Annotated in this window: 18 protein-coding genes; 8 read left to right on the top strand and 10 right to left on the bottom strand. The window is 31.5% G+C overall.

The annotated features are described in order from the left end of the window. Positions 1-63 precede the first annotated feature (63 nt). The 3 genes from F0460_RS02820 to F0460_RS02815 are packed head-to-tail and all read right to left on the bottom strand — an operon-like array spanning position 64 to position 1,791. The gene (locus F0460_RS02820; RefSeq protein WP_150010072.1) at positions 64-549 is read right to left on the bottom strand and encodes a Type 1 glutamine amidotransferase-like domain-containing protein; all 486 of its coding nucleotides are present in this window, start codon (positions 547-549) and stop codon (positions 64-66) included. After that, positions 550-702: a hypothetical protein gene (locus tag F0460_RS16100; RefSeq protein ID WP_190304072.1), complete on the bottom strand. Its 153-nt coding sequence runs from the start codon at positions 700-702 to the stop codon at positions 550-552. 27 nt (positions 703-729) lie between these two features. Then, positions 730-1,791 carry an endonuclease gene (locus F0460_RS02815; RefSeq protein ID WP_150010070.1) on the bottom strand — a complete coding sequence of 354 codons (1,062 nt, stop codon included), beginning with the start codon at positions 1,789-1,791 and terminating at the stop codon, positions 730-732. A 107-nt stretch (positions 1,792-1,898) separates the two neighbouring features. Between F0460_RS02815 and F0460_RS02810 the strand changes: the two genes are divergently transcribed. Beyond that, the gene (locus tag F0460_RS02810) at positions 1,899-2,678 is read left to right on the top strand and encodes a hypothetical protein (protein ID WP_150010068.1); all 780 of its coding nucleotides are present in this window, start codon (positions 1,899-1,901) and stop codon (positions 2,676-2,678) included. 55 nt (positions 2,679-2,733) lie between these two features. Here F0460_RS02810 and F0460_RS02805 read toward each other — a convergent pair whose 3' ends face one another. Then, entirely contained in the window at positions 2,734-3,135 is a 402-nt protein-coding gene (locus F0460_RS02805) for a CCC motif membrane protein (protein ID WP_317132130.1), read from the bottom strand. Positions 3,136-3,151: 16 nt separating this feature from the next. Next, positions 3,152-3,430: a DUF2752 domain-containing protein gene (locus tag F0460_RS02800; protein WP_150010066.1), complete on the bottom strand. Its 279-nt coding sequence runs from the start codon at positions 3,428-3,430 to the stop codon at positions 3,152-3,154. 54 nt (positions 3,431-3,484) lie between these two features. Between F0460_RS02800 and F0460_RS02795 the strand changes: the two genes are divergently transcribed. Both F0460_RS02795 and F0460_RS02790 read left to right on the top strand, forming a co-directional pair. Beyond that, positions 3,485-3,682, top strand: a complete 198-nt coding sequence (locus F0460_RS02795) for a hypothetical protein (RefSeq protein WP_150010064.1) — start codon at positions 3,485-3,487, stop codon at positions 3,680-3,682. Next, positions 3,666-4,229, top strand: a complete 564-nt coding sequence (locus F0460_RS02790) for a Smr/MutS family protein (protein ID WP_150010062.1) — start codon at positions 3,666-3,668, stop codon at positions 4,227-4,229. Before F0460_RS02795 ends, F0460_RS02790 begins: the two co-directional genes overlap by 17 nt. A gap of 17 nt (positions 4,230-4,246) precedes the next feature. Here F0460_RS02790 and F0460_RS02785 read toward each other — a convergent pair whose 3' ends face one another. Beyond that, positions 4,247-5,170, bottom strand: a complete 924-nt coding sequence (locus tag F0460_RS02785) for a hypothetical protein (RefSeq protein ID WP_150010060.1) — start codon at positions 5,168-5,170, stop codon at positions 4,247-4,249. Between the two features lie 94 nt (positions 5,171-5,264). Between F0460_RS02785 and F0460_RS02780 the strand changes: the two genes are divergently transcribed. The 3 genes from F0460_RS02780 (at position 5,265) to F0460_RS02770 (ending at position 9,006) form a co-directional block, all read left to right on the top strand. After that, positions 5,265-6,887: an MFS transporter gene (locus F0460_RS02780; RefSeq protein ID WP_150010058.1), complete on the top strand. Its 1,623-nt coding sequence runs from the start codon at positions 5,265-5,267 to the stop codon at positions 6,885-6,887. A gap of 95 nt (positions 6,888-6,982) precedes the next feature. Further along, positions 6,983-7,882, top strand: coding sequence for an EamA family transporter (locus F0460_RS02775; RefSeq protein WP_150010056.1), 900 nt, complete (start codon positions 6,983-6,985; stop codon positions 7,880-7,882). Further along, complete coding sequence (locus F0460_RS02770; protein ID WP_150010054.1) at positions 7,882-9,006, top strand: cysteine desulfurase family protein; 1,125 nt, start codon at positions 7,882-7,884, stop codon at positions 9,004-9,006. The genes F0460_RS02775 and F0460_RS02770 overlap by 1 nt, the downstream gene beginning before the upstream one ends. Positions 9,007-9,034: 28 nt before the next feature. On the opposite strand, the gene F0460_RS02765 is transcribed toward F0460_RS02770, so the two are convergent. The 4 genes from F0460_RS02765 to F0460_RS02750 all read right to left on the bottom strand — a co-directional run bounded on the left by F0460_RS02765 (position 9,035) and on the right by F0460_RS02750 (position 14,162). Beyond that, complete coding sequence (locus F0460_RS02765) at positions 9,035-10,810, bottom strand: T9SS type A sorting domain-containing protein (protein WP_150010052.1); 1,776 nt, start codon at positions 10,808-10,810, stop codon at positions 9,035-9,037. Positions 10,811-10,815: 5 nt separating this feature from the next. Further along, positions 10,816-12,525 carry a T9SS type A sorting domain-containing protein gene (locus F0460_RS02760; RefSeq protein ID WP_150010050.1) on the bottom strand — a complete coding sequence of 570 codons (1,710 nt, stop codon included), beginning with the start codon at positions 12,523-12,525 and terminating at the stop codon, positions 10,816-10,818. 72 nt (positions 12,526-12,597) lie between these two features. Continuing rightward, positions 12,598-13,431, bottom strand: coding sequence for a ZIP family metal transporter (locus tag F0460_RS02755; protein ID WP_150010048.1), 834 nt, complete (start codon positions 13,429-13,431; stop codon positions 12,598-12,600). After that, positions 13,431-14,162, bottom strand: a complete 732-nt coding sequence (locus F0460_RS02750) for an SAM-dependent methyltransferase (RefSeq protein ID WP_150010046.1) — start codon at positions 14,160-14,162, stop codon at positions 13,431-13,433. Before F0460_RS02750 ends, F0460_RS02755 begins: the two co-directional genes overlap by 1 nt. 82 nt (positions 14,163-14,244) lie before the next feature. Between F0460_RS02750 and F0460_RS02745 the strand changes: the two genes are divergently transcribed. Continuing rightward, positions 14,245-15,414 carry a THUMP domain-containing class I SAM-dependent RNA methyltransferase gene (locus F0460_RS02745; protein ID WP_150010044.1) on the top strand — a complete coding sequence of 390 codons (1,170 nt, stop codon included), beginning with the start codon at positions 14,245-14,247 and terminating at the stop codon, positions 15,412-15,414. Next, positions 15,407-15,646, top strand: coding sequence for a hypothetical protein (locus F0460_RS02740; RefSeq protein ID WP_150010042.1), 240 nt, complete (start codon positions 15,407-15,409; stop codon positions 15,644-15,646). Before F0460_RS02745 ends, F0460_RS02740 begins: the two co-directional genes overlap by 8 nt. Positions 15,647-15,673: the final 27 nt, after the last annotated feature.

Raw genomic sequence — 15,673 nt, 5'->3', positions numbered from 1 at the left:
TAGGTTGTTTTAATAAACTTAAAATAAAGAGAAGTAACGGAAATCAAATTCTGTTACTTCTTTTTATTTTTCAAAATTATTATCAAAAATAAATACCTCGCCGTCCTTTAAAACTTTAAAAAGCCATTTGTTTTTAATACAGCGTTCCACTTCCTTTTCGATTAGTTCAGATTCTTCGTGGTTTGATTTGTAATGAGGAAGTAAAGCATAATTGAAAATACCTAAACCTTCATAAATTGGAATATTGATTTCTTTATAAGGAAAATTATTAGCATCATCAACTTGATCAATATATTTAAGTGAATCGCACAAAATACAGATTCCAGCACTGTAGCCGCCCCAAAAGAAATCTTTTCGCTTTAATAAATATTTAAAAATAGTATCAAAACCACTCAACTTCATTGCTTGCCGAAGCACAAAAGTATTTCCGCCGCAAACCCAAATACCATCCAACTCATCTAATTTGTTCTTTAAAAATTCTTCTTTTCCAAAATAATCCTTCAAATCTAAATGTTCACATTTAAAACCTAAATTTTCAAGAAAAAGCATCTACTCATGTAATGATTTTTGTTTATTTTCTTCATTTACACCTAACCAATCACGTGAATTATTTACATGACCAATTTTTGCTCGTTTTGGAAGCATTTTTGTTAGTTCATTATAATCATTTCCGAATTTGTAAGAAGAAAGGTAGAATTTCATTAAACTTTAGTTGAAATCTAATCAGATTTATTTTTTTATAAACTTATAGGTTTTTGATACATTGTCTGCAGAAAAGTGAAGCATATACAAACCACTTGAATAATTTGAAACATCTATTTTCGTTTGATTTTTATCTTGATTGATCAATTTACCCGACAGATCATATATTTTATAAGAAGTTTCGGTTAAATCGGTTTCGATATTCAAAAAATCATTGGTGTAAGTAGGATACACTTTTGTATAATTAAAAACAGTTTCACTGGTATTTAAAGCATTCCATTTATTTTCTGCTGCAGGTCCGTTCCAAATTTTTGTTGCTAAATAAGGATTGTCAATAAACGGATTTCTGTTTCCTTGTGCAGCATAAATTTTTTCATTTCGGTTGATTTCATGTATTGATACCGGATCTTCTGCATTCCATTGTAAAAAAATATTCGGCATATCGTTATTTACAGAAAAAGATGTAGATCCAAAACCAACATTTACAGGCTGGCAGCGGTTACCGTAACGCACATACATATACATAACCATTCGGGCAACATCCCCTTTCCAGTTATCGCCCGGATAAAAATATTCCGATCCATTTTGCTGAATAACTCGTGAATAAGTAATGTACGTTGTTGGGTTTGCAATAAACTTAAAGTTGCTTCTTAAATTATTTCGGTCGTAATCAACGGCACGTAAATGGTGCGCATCAGAACCCGGACCTTCAAATTCTAAATTAGGTGTTCCTTTCGATCTTGGAAAAACATGTTCGCGAACCCATTTATCTTCACAGTTCGATGAATGACAACTTGCCGTTCTGTCGCGTGTTAAATCGTTGTTTTTGATCAAATCAGTATCGTTCCAACCGTATAAAAGCAAAACTTTATCTGCATTGTTAGGATCAACATCGGCTTGTTTTAAAACATTCCATACATCTGGTGTATAAATCAAATTGTATGTATGAGTCGTTGTTAATAAAGTAGTTAACTCATTTTTTAAGACTTCGCCTTGCAAATTTAAGTTAATGGTTTGGTAGTAAGTAGGTATTTGCGCATTTGTTGCCGAAAACAACAAACAAACTATTATTTGGATAAAATTTTTCATGGGTAAAAATAATGTACAAAAGTAATAATATTCTATCAGATCGAAATGTTTTGTGAAAACAATTCAGATGTTGGGTTTAGTTTTTATATTTTTGAAAAAAAATAAACATGAAATACGTTTTACTTTTTCTTTTTTTAGGATTTTTTAATACACAGGCTCAAAGTTATTTAGATTATTATTTTAAAGCGAACAACATTAACGGCGCCATTGTTATTTACAACGAGAATAAGGATGAATGGTTGTTTAGTACCGAAGTGGAACCTTTTTCGAATACACCAGCAGCAGCTCATTTTCATTTATGGCAGGCTTTGGTTGGTTTAGAAGAAAAAGTTTTTAAGATTGATGTAAAGGAAAAATTGATGTGGGATGGTGTTAAAAGATCTTTTTTTGATGAAAGAAAACCCGAATGGAATGCCGATACCAATTTAATTGATGCCATAAAGAATAAGAACGACTGGTATTTTGACCGTTTACAGAATTATCTTCCACAGGAAAGTTATTTAAGTAATATTAAAAAATCGACTTTTTTTAAAGAAATAAAAAACAACGAATTACAGTATTTTTGGAACTACGCCGCTTTGACAAACCCAAATTCTATGATTTTGTTTTTGAAAGAGTTGAAAGAAGGCAAGCTGCCTTTTAATAAACAAAGTCAGCAGTTTGTTTACAACCAGCTATTAAAAGATGAAAAACTGGCAATACATACCGCAACAACAAATTATTTAGGTAAAAGAATTGATTGGACAGTGGGTGTATATTTAAAGCAAAGCAAGCCAATCTATTTTTCGTTAAGAACTTACACTTCGTTAGAAACAACTGAATTAGATGATTACGAAAGAAGAAAAAATTTAATTATATCACAGATTTTTGATGTGTTGAATTATTAAAAACAAAAAATCCCGGAGTCTAAACTTCGGGATTTTTTTTGTTATTTATATTTTATTATTGTTGATTTTGCATTTGCTCAATCCATTGTTGTTGCATCTCTTGAACTCCATCAAAGCCATACATAGCAATTACAACTATATTTGATATTAATGTTATAACACTTAAAACTAATCCAATAATACATAAAATTCTACCAGTGTTAAGGTTGGAAAAATTGTTGTAAGCACTTGGGTTTTGTTTGTATAATGCCATATCTTTTTTAGCTAAAACTAAACCGATGATACCACAAATTACCCCAACAATACCATAACAACAACATCCAATAATAGAAACAATACCCAATATAAGAACTGCTGTTCCGTTTGGTAAGTTAGTTGTCATAAAATTACCGTTTCCGTTGTTAAAGTTAGAATTTTGGTAGTTTTGTGTTTGATTCTGATCCTGATAATTTTCCATAGTTCTTTTTAATTTGTTAAAATTTATAATGTTTGTAAATATAAGCAAATACCATAATAACCGCATTTAGTATCGCTAAAAAAATTATTATTTTATGATATTTTCGTTTCTTATCAACAAAATGCAAAAAAATAAATGCAAATAAAAGAATAGTGGTGTAAATTGCCGGAAACATTTTAAATGCGTCAACAAAATTGCCTTGCGATACCATATAAGCCGCACGCTGCGTACCGCAACCCATACATTCAACTCCAAAAAGTTTTTTGTTCATGCAGGGTATCATGTATTCTTCCATAGTCGTAAATTTTTACCGAATGTATAAATTTATTAATTTTGAAAAAAATATAAAATGAAATTTCTTATATATATCGCGATATTTGGTTTAATGTTTTGGGCACTGGTTGAACAAACCAAATCGCAGCCAAACATCTATATACAAATAGTTGCAGTGCTTGTTTTTTTCTTTTTAATGATGTATTTAATGAACAAAACACCAAGCAATTCCGATAAAAATAACAACCAAACAAACAATGAACAAGGAAATTAATATAGGAACTTTTGTTGAAGTTTTAGACGAAGATTTTAAAGGGAAAGTTATAAAAATTGCTAACGACGAGGCCGTTATTTTAACAAGCGATGGTTTTGAACTTGCATACCCCTTAAAACAGCTGATTTTAATTGGCGATGATTCACTTATAAAACAAGGATCGACTTACGGAGCAATTGAATCGGCAAAAACACAGAAGATTACAGTTAATCATCATAAAGTAAATTCCGAAAAAAAATCGAAAAAAGACGAAGTTGTTTTAGAAGTTGATCTTCATATAGAAAAACTGGTTAAGAGTTTTAAACACATGAACAATTTTGATATTTTAAACATTCAGGTTGATACGGCACGCGGACAATTAGAATTCGCTATTAAAAACCGTATTCCTAAAATTGTGTTTATACACGGAATGGGCGAGGGCGTTTTAAAATCAGAATTAGATTATTTGTTGGGCAGATATCCCGAAATATCGTATCAGGATGCAAACTATAGAAAATATGGTTTGGGAGCAACAGAAGTATATATAAAGCAAAATCCGAATGTTTAAATTCGGATTTTGTTGTTTTATTGAGGTTCGTAAGTTCCTAAATTTCGATCTGTCACACTAAAGGTAGTTTCGTCATTCTTAAATTGAGCCTGTAATAGCTTTAAATTATGAGTTATGATTGTTCCTATAACTTTTGTTTCAATCTGTAAAGATCCATTGGTTACCTGCCAATCTTCTTTAATTGTGTCAGTTGGAAATTCACATTCATTACCTTCATCAATCGTTATAAATTCTTTAAAAATATAATAATTTAATAAGTTGGTGTCATTTAAATTCACTATTTGAGTTTGATTAGTTGTAGGGAAAACAAAATCAGCAGGTAAGTTTATTTGAATGTACTCATCATTTCTATTACAAATTAAAGTATTCTCGCAATTATTAAAGTTGTTTGTAAAGTTGAAATTCAATTTACTTGTATCATAAACATACGAACCATACGGAAGGGTAGCATATTTAATTTCCGATGTTCCGTTAGTAAGCGTAATATTTTCAAAATTAATGGTGTAAGTATAGTTTACATTTACAGCGGTTTCGGTAACTGCCGGTATCATTGTTCGGGTGTAAAATATTCTTCCACCAGGTAAAGAGGTGTATTCTGCCGTAACTTTTGGATTTGCTGGTGCTAATAAAGAACAAATTGCGTTTGCCAAAATCGGAGCATCGTATGTACGGTAATAAATTTTTGTAGTTCCCGTAGTTGACAACTCTTGTTTGATGTCTAAAGGAGCTAATGTATCTAATACCGATCCTTTAACACCGTTAACCGTGCTAGAAAAATCTACCAGTAACAATTCAGTGTCATTCGTTTTAAAATACAACTCATTATCCTGGCATTTTTGAATTTGTTTTCCGTCAAAATTTAAATTTTCAAAAACCAAATCACCATCATCACAAGCTGTTAAACTTATCGAGACTAAAAACAAGCCAACTATTTTTTTCATAGAATACAAACTTTGCTACAAAAATAACTTTTTTATAACCAAAATAGCCGATCTTGCTTCAAATTTTTATATTTGATATTTAATTCCATTTTGTATGAATCATACTGTAAAAACAAATTATCCGGCATTATATACCTTAATTGTTGTTTTCTTTTTTTGGGGATTTATGGCTGCGGGCAACAACATTTTTATTCCTTTTTGTAAAGATTATTTCCATTTAGATCAGTTTCAATCACAATTGATCGATTTTGCTTTTTACACAGCCTACTACATTGGTGCGTTGATTTTGTTTGCCTTGAGTAATGTTAAAGGGAAAGATTTAGTTACTTATTGGGGTTACAAACGCAGTATTGTTTATGGTTTGCTGTTTTCTACAATTGGTGCTGTTGCCATGATTTTGGCGGTTGAAGCCAATGTGTATTACGGAATGCTGATTGGTTTGTTCACAGTTGCCTTGGGGTTTTCGTTACAGCAAACAGCGGCAAATCCGTTTGCTATTTTACTGGGCGATGAAAAAACAGGCGCAAGCAGGGTAAATCTGGGTGGCGGAATAAATTCGTTAGGTACTACAATTGGTCCGTTGGTAGTTGCTTTTGCATTGTTTGGAACAACCGCAGCAGTGAGCGAGAATCAAATAAAATCTTTGAGTTTAGATAAAGTAGTGTTGCTTTATGTTTGCGTCGGCTTATTGTTTATTGGTGCTGCCGCATTGTTTTATTTTTCAAAAAAATTGCCCGAAGGAAAAAGTATCGAACCTATAGAAAAAGCTCCGAAAGCACTAAATATATTAGTTTTAATGACCATTTTATTAATGGTTTGTTTCAGTTTTGTTTTTTCAACCTACAGAGGAACAGTCGAAATAGTAAGTAAAGAATCATTAGAAAATACACGTGTTATGTGGCTTTCATTTGCATTTGTAGCAGTTTTGTTGATACTGCTTTTTGCTTACAATCGCGCAACCGTAAAACCAGAAGGTTGGGGTGCAATGAAATATCCGCAATTGGTTTTGGGAATGTTGGCAATATTTATGTACGTTGGAGTAGAAGTAGGTATTGGAAGTAATTTAGGCGAGCTTTTAAAATCTGATGAATTTGGCGGATTATCTTCATCTCAAATTGCACCTTATATTTCAATGTATTGGGGCAGTATGATGATTGGTCGTTGGGCAGGAGCTGTTAGTGCTTTTAATCTTTCAAAAAACAGACAATTGCTTTTAACGGTTATTCTTCCAATAATTGCCTTCGGTATTATCATAACAGCCAATATTTTAGCCGAATACGATATGCAGTATTTCTATGGTTTCATTATCTGTGTTGTTTTACAAATCGTATTAATTATCTTAACAAAAAATGCACCTGCAAAAACATTAATGGTTTTTAGTTTGTTCGGAATCATTGCATTAATTGTTGGCTTAAATACTACAGGGAAAACCGCTATTTATGCCTTTTTATGTGGCGGATTGGCGTGCAGTATTATGTGGCCGGCAATTTATAATTTAAGTTTAATGGGATTAGGAAAATACACAGCACAAGGATCGGCATTTTTGGTAATGATGATTTTAGGCGGTGGAATTATTCCACCTATTCAAGGAAAAATTGCAGATATCATTGGTATTCATTCATCGTATATCGTGTCTTTAGTTTGCTTTATCTATTTACTGATTTTTGCTTTTGTAGTGATAAGAATTTTAAAGAAACAGAATATTGAAATTGAATAAGGTATAAAAATTTGTTTGAAAATCGCATTATAAATTAACAATGCGATTGTTTTTTGTACCCAAATCTAAACTACATTTGCGTTTTTATTTGTGCAATGCAAAATTTTAAATATTACATAATTGCTTTTTGTGCTTTTATGTTGTGGGGTTTTTTCAGTTTGGCTTTAAAACCTATTTCTTACGTACCGTCATTCGATATTTTGTTTTACAGAATTTCCTTTTCGGCTGTTATTATTGTTTGTTTTACGCTTTTATTTAGAAAGAAGATACTTTTAAACGATCTTAAAAACTTTAAAAAACTTCCCGAAAAAGACAAAAAAAGAAGTTTGGGTCTAACAACAATTGGTGGGTTATTGCTTGGTATCAACTGGTTTTTGTTTATTTATGTGGTAAATCAAATTAATGTACAATCTGCATCGTTTGCCTATTTAATCTGTCCGATTATCACTACATTTCTGGCAAACATCATCTTAAAAGAAAAGCTTCAAAAAATACAGTGGATTGCAGTTTTAATAAGTACAATTGGCTGTATAATCTGTTTTGTAAGCAATTCAAACAACTTGTTTTTCGCTTTTGTTGTAGCTTTTACTTATGCTTTTTATTTAATCTCACAACGATCAAACATTTATTTTGACAAGCTAAACACACTCGCTTTTCAAATTATTCTGATATTCATTCTATCATTACCTTATTATTTTGTAAACGGTTTCAGCGTACCGGTAAATCCATCATTTTACCTGTATATTTTAGCAATAGCAACCTTGTTTACATTGGCACCTTTATATATGAATTTGTATGCTTTAAAAGGCGCGTCGGCATCAAACGTTGGGGTAATGTTGTATATAAATCCGTTGATAGCATTTTTATTGGCAATCTTTTATTATAAAGAACACATAAATACTTTACAGTTTGTTTCATATTTCTTAATTTTGCTATCGGTTTTTATTTTTAACTACCGAATTTTAACTAATCTAACCAAGAAATTTTTAAAGTAATGAACCAGATATATTTTGATAATGCGGCTACCACATCTGTTAGACCAGAAGTAGTTGAAGAAATGATTAAAATTTTAACGAACGATTTCGGAAATCCTTCATCAACCTATTCAATTGGTCGCCATACAAAAGCATTAATCGAAGCATCGCGCAAAACCATTGCAAAGCAGTTTAATGTAACGGCAAGTGAAATTATTTTTACATCGTGCGGAACCGAAGGTAATAACTGGATCATTCGTTCTTCTGTTCGTGATTTAGGTATCAAACGTATTATTACAACCCGCATGGAACATCATTGCACCTTGTATTCTATCAAAGAAATGGAGAAAGAATATGGTACAAAGATCGATTATGTAAACGTTTTGCCAAACAGCGAGATCGACTATAACCATTTAGAAGAATTGTTGAAAGACAATCAGCCTACATTAATTAGTTTGATGCATGTTAACAATGAAATAGGAACGATTTTAGATTTAAAACGAGTTGCCGATTTGGCACAGCAGCACAATGCTTTGTTTCATTCAGATACCGTTCAATCTGTAGGAAAAGTTGAAATTCCTTTAGATGAAATTCCTATTGATTTTATCGTAGCATCAGCACATAAATTTCACGGTCCAAAAGGCGCAGGATTTGTGTTTATTCGTAAGAAAAATGTTTTAAAACCATTGATCGTTGGTGGCGAACAAGAAAAAGGAATGCGTGCCGGCACCGAAGCGCCTCATCAGGTTGTTGGTATGGCAAAAGCGTTAGAATTATCGTATCAGGATTTAAATAAAGACCGTACAAAAATTACCGGATTACGCGATTACTGCAAAGCGAAACTACAGGAAAGCTTTGCTGATGTGCAGTTCAACGGAAACGGATCAACTTTTTACAACGTGTTAAACATTCGTTTACCATTTTCACCAGAGAAAGCTGCAATGATGTTGTTTCAGTTAGATATGAAAGGAATTGCCGTTTCTCGCGGAAGTGCCTGTCAATCGGGAAGCCAGAAACCATCACACGTTTTAGCCGAATTCTTGGACGATGTTGAAATTAAAAAACCGAGTTTACGTGTGTCATTCGGTCATGAAAACAAACAAGAAGAAATTGATTATTTAATTGATGTTTTAAAAGGAATATAAAAAAGCCTCAGATTTATCTGAGGCTTTTTTATTTTTTAATAAACTTAAATGATTGATTAATATTTGGATTATTTATTTGCAATATATAGGCGCCCGAACTTAAATTGGATATATTCATCTGATTTAGATTTGAATGTACTGCAGAGTGATTCAATACTATTTTACCTGATAGATCATAAATTGTGAAAGATGTATTTTCAGGTAAGTTTTCTTTAGATTGTATATTTAGTATATCTGTAGCAGGATTAGGGTAAACATTAAAAGTTTGTTGATTAAATTCTTTATTAGTAACAGATTCTGTTGTGAAATATGCAATATAATTACCTTTAAATGTTAACTCGCCTTTTGTATTTCTTGAAAGTTTTTTAATTGGCGAATTTGCAGTACTAAATGTTAAGGAAGTAAATCTACTTGTATTACCAAAAGTGTAACCAATACAAAAATATCCTTTCGAAGTTGGGAATGCAACTCCATTATCAGTACCTACAAAGCCATAAAAACTTGCATAACTTCTCTTTTTGCCATCGGTTGATATTATAGTTGAAAAAGTGTCATCTGTACCACCATGATTTTTTTGATACGCATTATTTGTAGATAAATTAGAAGCAAAAGGATCTGTCTTTTTTACTGTTGAACTAACAAACAATTCAATATTGTTTGCTTCAATTATATTTCCTGTATACAAAAAGGTTGTCCAACCTCTTTGTCCGTTTCCTAGAAATTTAGTTAAAGTAATATCTATTTGGGAATTTGAAACAGGTGCTTCTAAGAGAACACCTTTTGTAGTAATATTTTTAGAAATACCGGGTCTTATTTCATGATTTGTTAAAATGAAAGCGTCGTCATTAATGACTGTAAGACTACTATTATAAGATAAAATATTGTTTTGAGCAGCTAAAGATCTATCAACACCAAAATAAGAACTCCAGGCACGGGTGCCATTAAAATTAAACTTAGATATAAACACTGTATTAGCATTATTTGTACCTGCAGTTGTCATTCCAGTAGCATATTCTTGGAAACTTCCTGAAGACCCAAAGTAATTGCTGCTAGCATTACTTTCTAAATGTTCACCATACACATATACACCATTTGTAGATGCTATGATACTTCTTATTATTGAGTGATCTTTGCTATAAAAAGTACTCCATTGGTGTTTTCCGTTTGTGTCTAATTTACTAATGGCATTCATATAAATTAGTGGATGTGTAAGATCGCCATTACTTTGAAACGTGTTAGCTGTTAATTTTTCTGTTTTTTCCCTATCTGTTATAATATAAATATTATCATTCTTATCAACAGTTAAACTTGATGAGTTTTGTAAAATAGGGTGAAAATATGTAAACCAAACTAATTTGCCAGAAGTATCAATCTTAGCTACATATCCACTGCCAGTAAATAAAGAAGCTATTGGGGTAGTACTGTATGCACCTGCTGTTGCTAAGCCGTTAACTAATGTTCTACCACATATTATTAGATCTCCTTTAGATGTTGTTTTTATAGATTTAATTAAAGAGCCACCTCCTGTATGAGGAATGGTATAGAATAATGAAGTAGACGGATTAATTGTGCTGGTTTTATAAATTCTATTCAAATCAAAATCTGTATGATAAAGAGTATTAGATTTTTGTTCTAAATGAGCTACTAAATTATTATTATGAAAATATACAGTATCACAATTTGGAGGGGGTGAACATATAGTTTTAAAACTTATAGGTAATAAAGTGCCCCATGCTCTTTTATAAAGTTGACAGTACGAATTAAAACATGTAATTATAAGTAAAAAAGAAAATAATTTTTTCATAATTATTATTTTTTAATAAACTTAAATGTTTGGTTAACATTATCTCCACTTATTTGTAAAATGTAAACACCCGATGTTAAATTAGATACATCCAGCGTATTTAGGGTTGAATTTTGTAATGAGAAATTTAAAACTCTTTTACCATTAACACCGTAAACAGTTGCACTTGTGTTATTTGGAAATATTTCAGATCTTTGTATATTTAAAATATCTACAGTTGGGTTTGGGTAAATATTAACATTAAATTTACTAAATTCATTACTGCTTAATGGTTTTGTTGTAAAATATGCCATAAATGCACCATTAAATCCAGCACTAGTAGAACCATAAAACATGCCTCCTGAATTATCAAATAGAGTTGAAGCAGATGAATTTCCAAATGAACTACCAAAAATATAATAACCATTTGTAGTTGTTACAGCAACACCTGAATCCACACCATCTCCCCCATAAAACGACCCATACTTTAAAGCAGAATCATTGCCAGATAAAATATAAGTATAAATATCAGATTTGCCACCATGTTGCTTTTGATAAGCATTTTGTGTTGTTAAACTATTTAAGTTAGGTATAGTGTTTTCTATTTCACCAGTTATGAATAGGTCATTGCCATTTGTTTTTTGTATTACCCTACCACTGTGTAAGTAAGTTGTAAAACTACGTTTACCATCGCTAGTAAATTTAGTTAAAGTTGTATTTTTAAATGTAGATATTGGTGTGGTTAGATAAGCATTATTTGTTGCTATATTTTTTGCAGGTGTACTTATATTTATTAGATCAGTTAAAATGTAAGCATCATCACCAATAACTGTCATGCTATATGGGAAAGAACTATTATTCATTGGACATTTAGAAATTTGTTCACCAAAATAAGAACTCCAAATTCTTGAACCATTGAAATTAAATTTTGTGATAAAAGTAGTTCCAGAATTACCGTTCGACTTCAAACCTGATGAATATTCCTGGTAACTTCCTATTGTTCCAAAATAATTGCTTGATCCATTTCCACCTAAATGTTCACCATAAACATACAAACCGTTATCGCTTGCGATGATGTTTCTAATGTTAGAGTCATCTTTAAAATAAAAAGTACTCCAAACATGTTTACCATTTGTATCTAGTTTGCTGATAACTTCCTGATAATTTATATTTGATAATAGATCACCAGTGCTTTGAAAACTATTTGTTGACAATACATCATTTTTATCTCTTCTACTTAAAACATATATATTATTATTTTTGTCAATTGCCAAGCTGGAAGCATTTTGAGCCAGATCATGGAAATATGTAAACCATAATAATTGCCCTGATCGACTTATTTTAGCTATAAAAGAAAAGCCACTAAACTGGGTAGTTATTGGGGTTTTACTATACGCTCCGGCAGTTGCTAAATCAGCATTATGAGTTCTACCATAAACAATTAAATTTTCATTATTGTCAAATTTCATATTTTCAATACGAACAGCATGTTTGGATAGAGGAGGATTAGGGTGTGGAAACTTGTAGAAAAGGGTTTTAGTAGAATTAATTTTATTGTGAATATAAATATATCCAAAGTAAGTTTCATCTATAAATAATTCTTCAGTACTATGCTTAACTTCAAAAACCCTACTTGGACCCAAGTTAACTTTTCCCCATTCTCTATTATATAATGATTGACTAAATAAATTGTTAATCGCAAGAAAAAGAAACAATATTAATGTGATTTTTTTCATAATTATGTTAGTTTAGGTTGTTAAACCTTAAAATTAACAAAAAATTATAATAAAAAAAACAAAATTTATAAATTACACAAAAAATCCAAAAGCAATTCCTATAATTATTGCTAATAGTTTAGCTAAATTAAATTTGTGCCCTTCGCTGCTTTCAAAGATTATAGTTGATGATATATGGAATAAAATACCTATTACAAATGCCGATATTGGTACATAATAATCAATTAAGAATGATAAGTTTGCTGATAAATAAGTTCCAAGCGGAGTCATTAAAGCAAAGACGATCATAAACATAAAAACGAATTTTTTATTTAATTCTGCCTGTAAAAAGAATAACGTTAATATAATTGCGATTGGGAAATGATGTATCGCAATTGCCCATGCTAAATGCGTGTGCTGGCTTACAGGCATTCCTTCGAACAACGCGTGCAAACACAAACTCGCAAACAAAAGCCAAGGCATCGATGTCATTTTTTCGTGAACATGAACGTGACCATGTTCTGCACCTTTAGAGAAATATTCTAAAATAATCTGAAAAACAATACCTAACATAATAAACAACCCGATCTGTTTCATGGCATCGTGGTCGTGATTGTGCTGGTTTGAATTTGTTGTTTCGGTATGATTGTGATTATCGTGACTTGCGTGATCATGACTATGATCGTGATGTTCATGTGTGTGATTATGCGAACTATTGTCGTTTTCAACAATTGTTGTTTCAATATGATTTCCTTCAATAACATACGCATAAACTTCTGGCAGCAAATGCGAAACCGTCATTGTCAACAAAAAAGAACCGCTGAATGCCAATAGCAGTTTTATGGTTTTCTTTTTGGCCGGTTTTACAATTATCGCTAAAAAATATCCTAATACAACAGCTAAAAAGGGTAATAAATATGTTTCCATTATTTAAAGATCATTATTAAACGGTCTGATTCTTTTTTGTAAAACTTATGTAATTTGTAATCGCCAAAAGTATCCAACAAATAAATTCCGGCTTGTTCCATTAATGTTTCAAAATCTTCTAACGTCAAGGCTTTTACTTTTTCGGTAAAATCAAAATGTTCGCCTTCAAAATCAAAAACAATATTCTTTAAAATGTAACCGTTTTCAATCCATCTTTTAATAGTAAAAATAATCCCGTCGACTTCTTTTGTTTCTTCTGATTTTAAATTTTCGGTAACTTTTTCAACATTCATAAAATCAAGAACTGCAAAACCAAAATCGTTCAAACTGTTTTTAATCGCTTTAAGAGCTGTCAAGTTATCTTCATTGTTTTCAAAATATCCAAAACTAGTAAACAGGTTAAAAATAGCATCGAATTTCTCATTAAAAGGCTCGCGCATATCTTTCACTTGAAAATGCAGCGTATCATTTTCAGATTTTTTTGCAAACGCAATACTGTTTTCAGACAAATCGGCACCTACAACATTGTATCCCAACTTATTCAAATAAATAGAATGTCTGCCGCGACCGCAAGCCAAATCAAGCACTTTTGCATTTTCGGGCAAATTCAGATATTCGGTAATATTACCAATAAACAATTGAGCTTCGGCATAATCACGATCTTTGTATAAAATGTGATAAAAAGGGGTATCAAACCAATTATTGCTATATGTTTTTTTAGATTCTTGCATTTTAGAAATTTTGTGAACGCAAAAATACGCTATTTTTGTAGAATTAAATAAATTTATCGTTCCCGACGGAAAGGAATTGAATATGGAAAACTTTAAAATGGTAGCTAAAACCTTCTTTGGCTTTGAAGAGATTTTAGCAAACGAATTGATTAGATTAGGTGCGCAACGTGTAGAACAAGGTACCAGAATGGTTAGTTTTTATGGCGATCAGGGTTTTATGTACAAGGCAAATTTGGCTTTGCGTACCGCTTTAAAAGTTTTAAAACCTATAAAACAGTTTAAGGTTTTCAACGAAACCAGCTTATATAACGGTGTGCAAAGTATTGATTGGACCGAATTTTTAAGCGTGAATAAATCGTTTTTGATTGATGCGACCATATTTTCTGAAAATTTTAATCATTCGCAGTTTGTTGCTTTAAAAAGTAAAGATGCCATTGTAGATCAGTTTAAAAAGAAGTTTGACGATAGACCAAATGTAGATAAAGATCACCCGGATTTGCGTATTAACATTCATATTCAGAACGAAATTTGTACGGTTTCGTTAGATACATCAGGTGCTTCATTACATCATCGTGGCTATAGAACAGCAACAAACATTGCGCCGATTAACGAGGTTTTGGCTGCCGGAATTTTAATTTTAAGCGGTTGGACAGGTCAAACGAACTTTTTGGATCCTATGTGTGGTTCGGGAACTTTTTTGGTTGAAGCAGCTATGATTGCGTGTAACATTCCGCCAAATATCAACAGAAAAGAATTCGCTTTTGAGAAATGGAAAGATTGGGATGCCGATTTGTTTGAAAAAGTAGAAGAATCGTTACTTAAAAAAATTACCGATTTTCATTATGATATTTTTGGTTATGATAAAGCACCGTCTGCAGTTGCAAAAGCAAAAGACAATGCTAAAAATGCCAATTTAGAAGAATACATAAAAATTGAACAAAAAAACTTTTTTGAAACAGAAAAAGAAGTTCAAGGTCCGTTACACATGGTTTTTAATCCACCATATGGCGAACGTTTAGATATTGATTTAGAACGTTTTTATCGAGAAATTGGAGATACGTTGAAACAGAGTTATCCGGGTACAAATTCATGGTTTATTACCGGAAATGTAGAAGCTTTAAAATTTGTAGGCTTAAAACCATCGAGAAAAATAAAATTGTTTAACGGTAAGTTGGAATCACGCTTGGTAAAATACGAAATGTACGAAGGCAGCAAACGAACCAAATTTCAAAACAGAACAGACAATGACTAAATCAACCAAAATATTAATCATTCAGTTTTTGTGCTTTGCAGGTATATTTTTAGGAGCACGATTTTTAATTGTTCACTTTGCATTACTTACTGGTTTATGGATACCGGTTGTAAGTGGTATTGCAGCGATTGTACTGGCTCCACAATTTAAAGTTTTTAAGGTTGACGGTGTAGACACTGTTTTTATCGCATGGCTTTTCAGTAAAAAAGGAAAGCCTGTAAATTGGTTGTAAAAAGCATATAGAGTAGTTTATTTACCT

It is taken from the genome of Paenimyroides baculatum, assembly GCF_008629655.1.
In the GTDB taxonomy this organism is placed as follows: Bacteria; Bacteroidota; Bacteroidia; order Flavobacteriales; family Flavobacteriaceae; genus Flavobacterium; species Flavobacterium baculatum.
This window is presented reverse-complemented; position numbering and strand designations above follow the sequence as displayed.

Bases quoted from the DNA above. Each gene is read 5' to 3' on its own strand.
- F0460_RS02775 (WP_150010056.1), top strand. From the start codon at position 6,983: ATGCAAAATTTTAAATATTACATAATTGCTTTTTGTGCTTTTATGTTG.
- F0460_RS02785 (WP_150010060.1), bottom strand. From the start codon at position 5,170: ATGAAAAAAATAGTTGGCTTGTTTTTAGTCTCGATAAGTTTAACAGCT.
- F0460_RS16100 (WP_190304072.1), bottom strand. From the start codon at position 702: ATGAAATTCTACCTTTCTTCTTACAAATTCGGAAATGATTATAATGAA.
- F0460_RS02745 (WP_150010044.1), top strand. From the start codon at position 14,245: ATGGAAAACTTTAAAATGGTAGCTAAAACCTTCTTTGGCTTTGAAGAG.
- F0460_RS02805 (WP_317132130.1), bottom strand. From the start codon at position 3,135: ATGGAAAATTATCAGGATCAGAATCAAACACAAAACTACCAAAATTCT.
- F0460_RS02800 (WP_150010066.1), bottom strand. From the start codon at position 3,430: ATGGAAGAATACATGATACCCTGCATGAACAAAAAACTTTTTGGAGTT.
- F0460_RS02755 (WP_150010048.1), bottom strand. From the start codon at position 13,431: ATGGAAACATATTTATTACCCTTTTTAGCTGTTGTATTAGGATATTTT.
- F0460_RS02780 (WP_150010058.1), top strand. From the start codon at position 5,265: ATGAATCATACTGTAAAAACAAATTATCCGGCATTATATACCTTAATT.
- F0460_RS02810 (WP_150010068.1), top strand. From the start codon at position 1,899: ATGAAATACGTTTTACTTTTTCTTTTTTTAGGATTTTTTAATACACAG.
- F0460_RS02790 (WP_150010062.1), top strand. From the start codon at position 3,666: ATGAACAAGGAAATTAATATAGGAACTTTTGTTGAAGTTTTAGACGAA.
- F0460_RS02740 (WP_150010042.1), top strand. From the start codon at position 15,407: ATGACTAAATCAACCAAAATATTAATCATTCAGTTTTTGTGCTTTGCA.
- F0460_RS02765 (WP_150010052.1), bottom strand. From the start codon at position 10,810: ATGAAAAAATTATTTTCTTTTTTACTTATAATTACATGTTTTAATTCG.
- F0460_RS02795 (WP_150010064.1), top strand. From the start codon at position 3,485: ATGAAATTTCTTATATATATCGCGATATTTGGTTTAATGTTTTGGGCA.
- F0460_RS02820 (WP_150010072.1), bottom strand. From the start codon at position 549: ATGCTTTTTCTTGAAAATTTAGGTTTTAAATGTGAACATTTAGATTTG.
- F0460_RS02815 (WP_150010070.1), bottom strand. From the start codon at position 1,791: ATGAAAAATTTTATCCAAATAATAGTTTGTTTGTTGTTTTCGGCAACA.
- F0460_RS02760 (WP_150010050.1), bottom strand. From the start codon at position 12,525: ATGAAAAAAATCACATTAATATTGTTTCTTTTTCTTGCGATTAACAAT.
- F0460_RS02770 (WP_150010054.1), top strand. From the start codon at position 7,882: ATGAACCAGATATATTTTGATAATGCGGCTACCACATCTGTTAGACCA.
- F0460_RS02750 (WP_150010046.1), bottom strand. From the start codon at position 14,162: ATGCAAGAATCTAAAAAAACATATAGCAATAATTGGTTTGATACCCCT.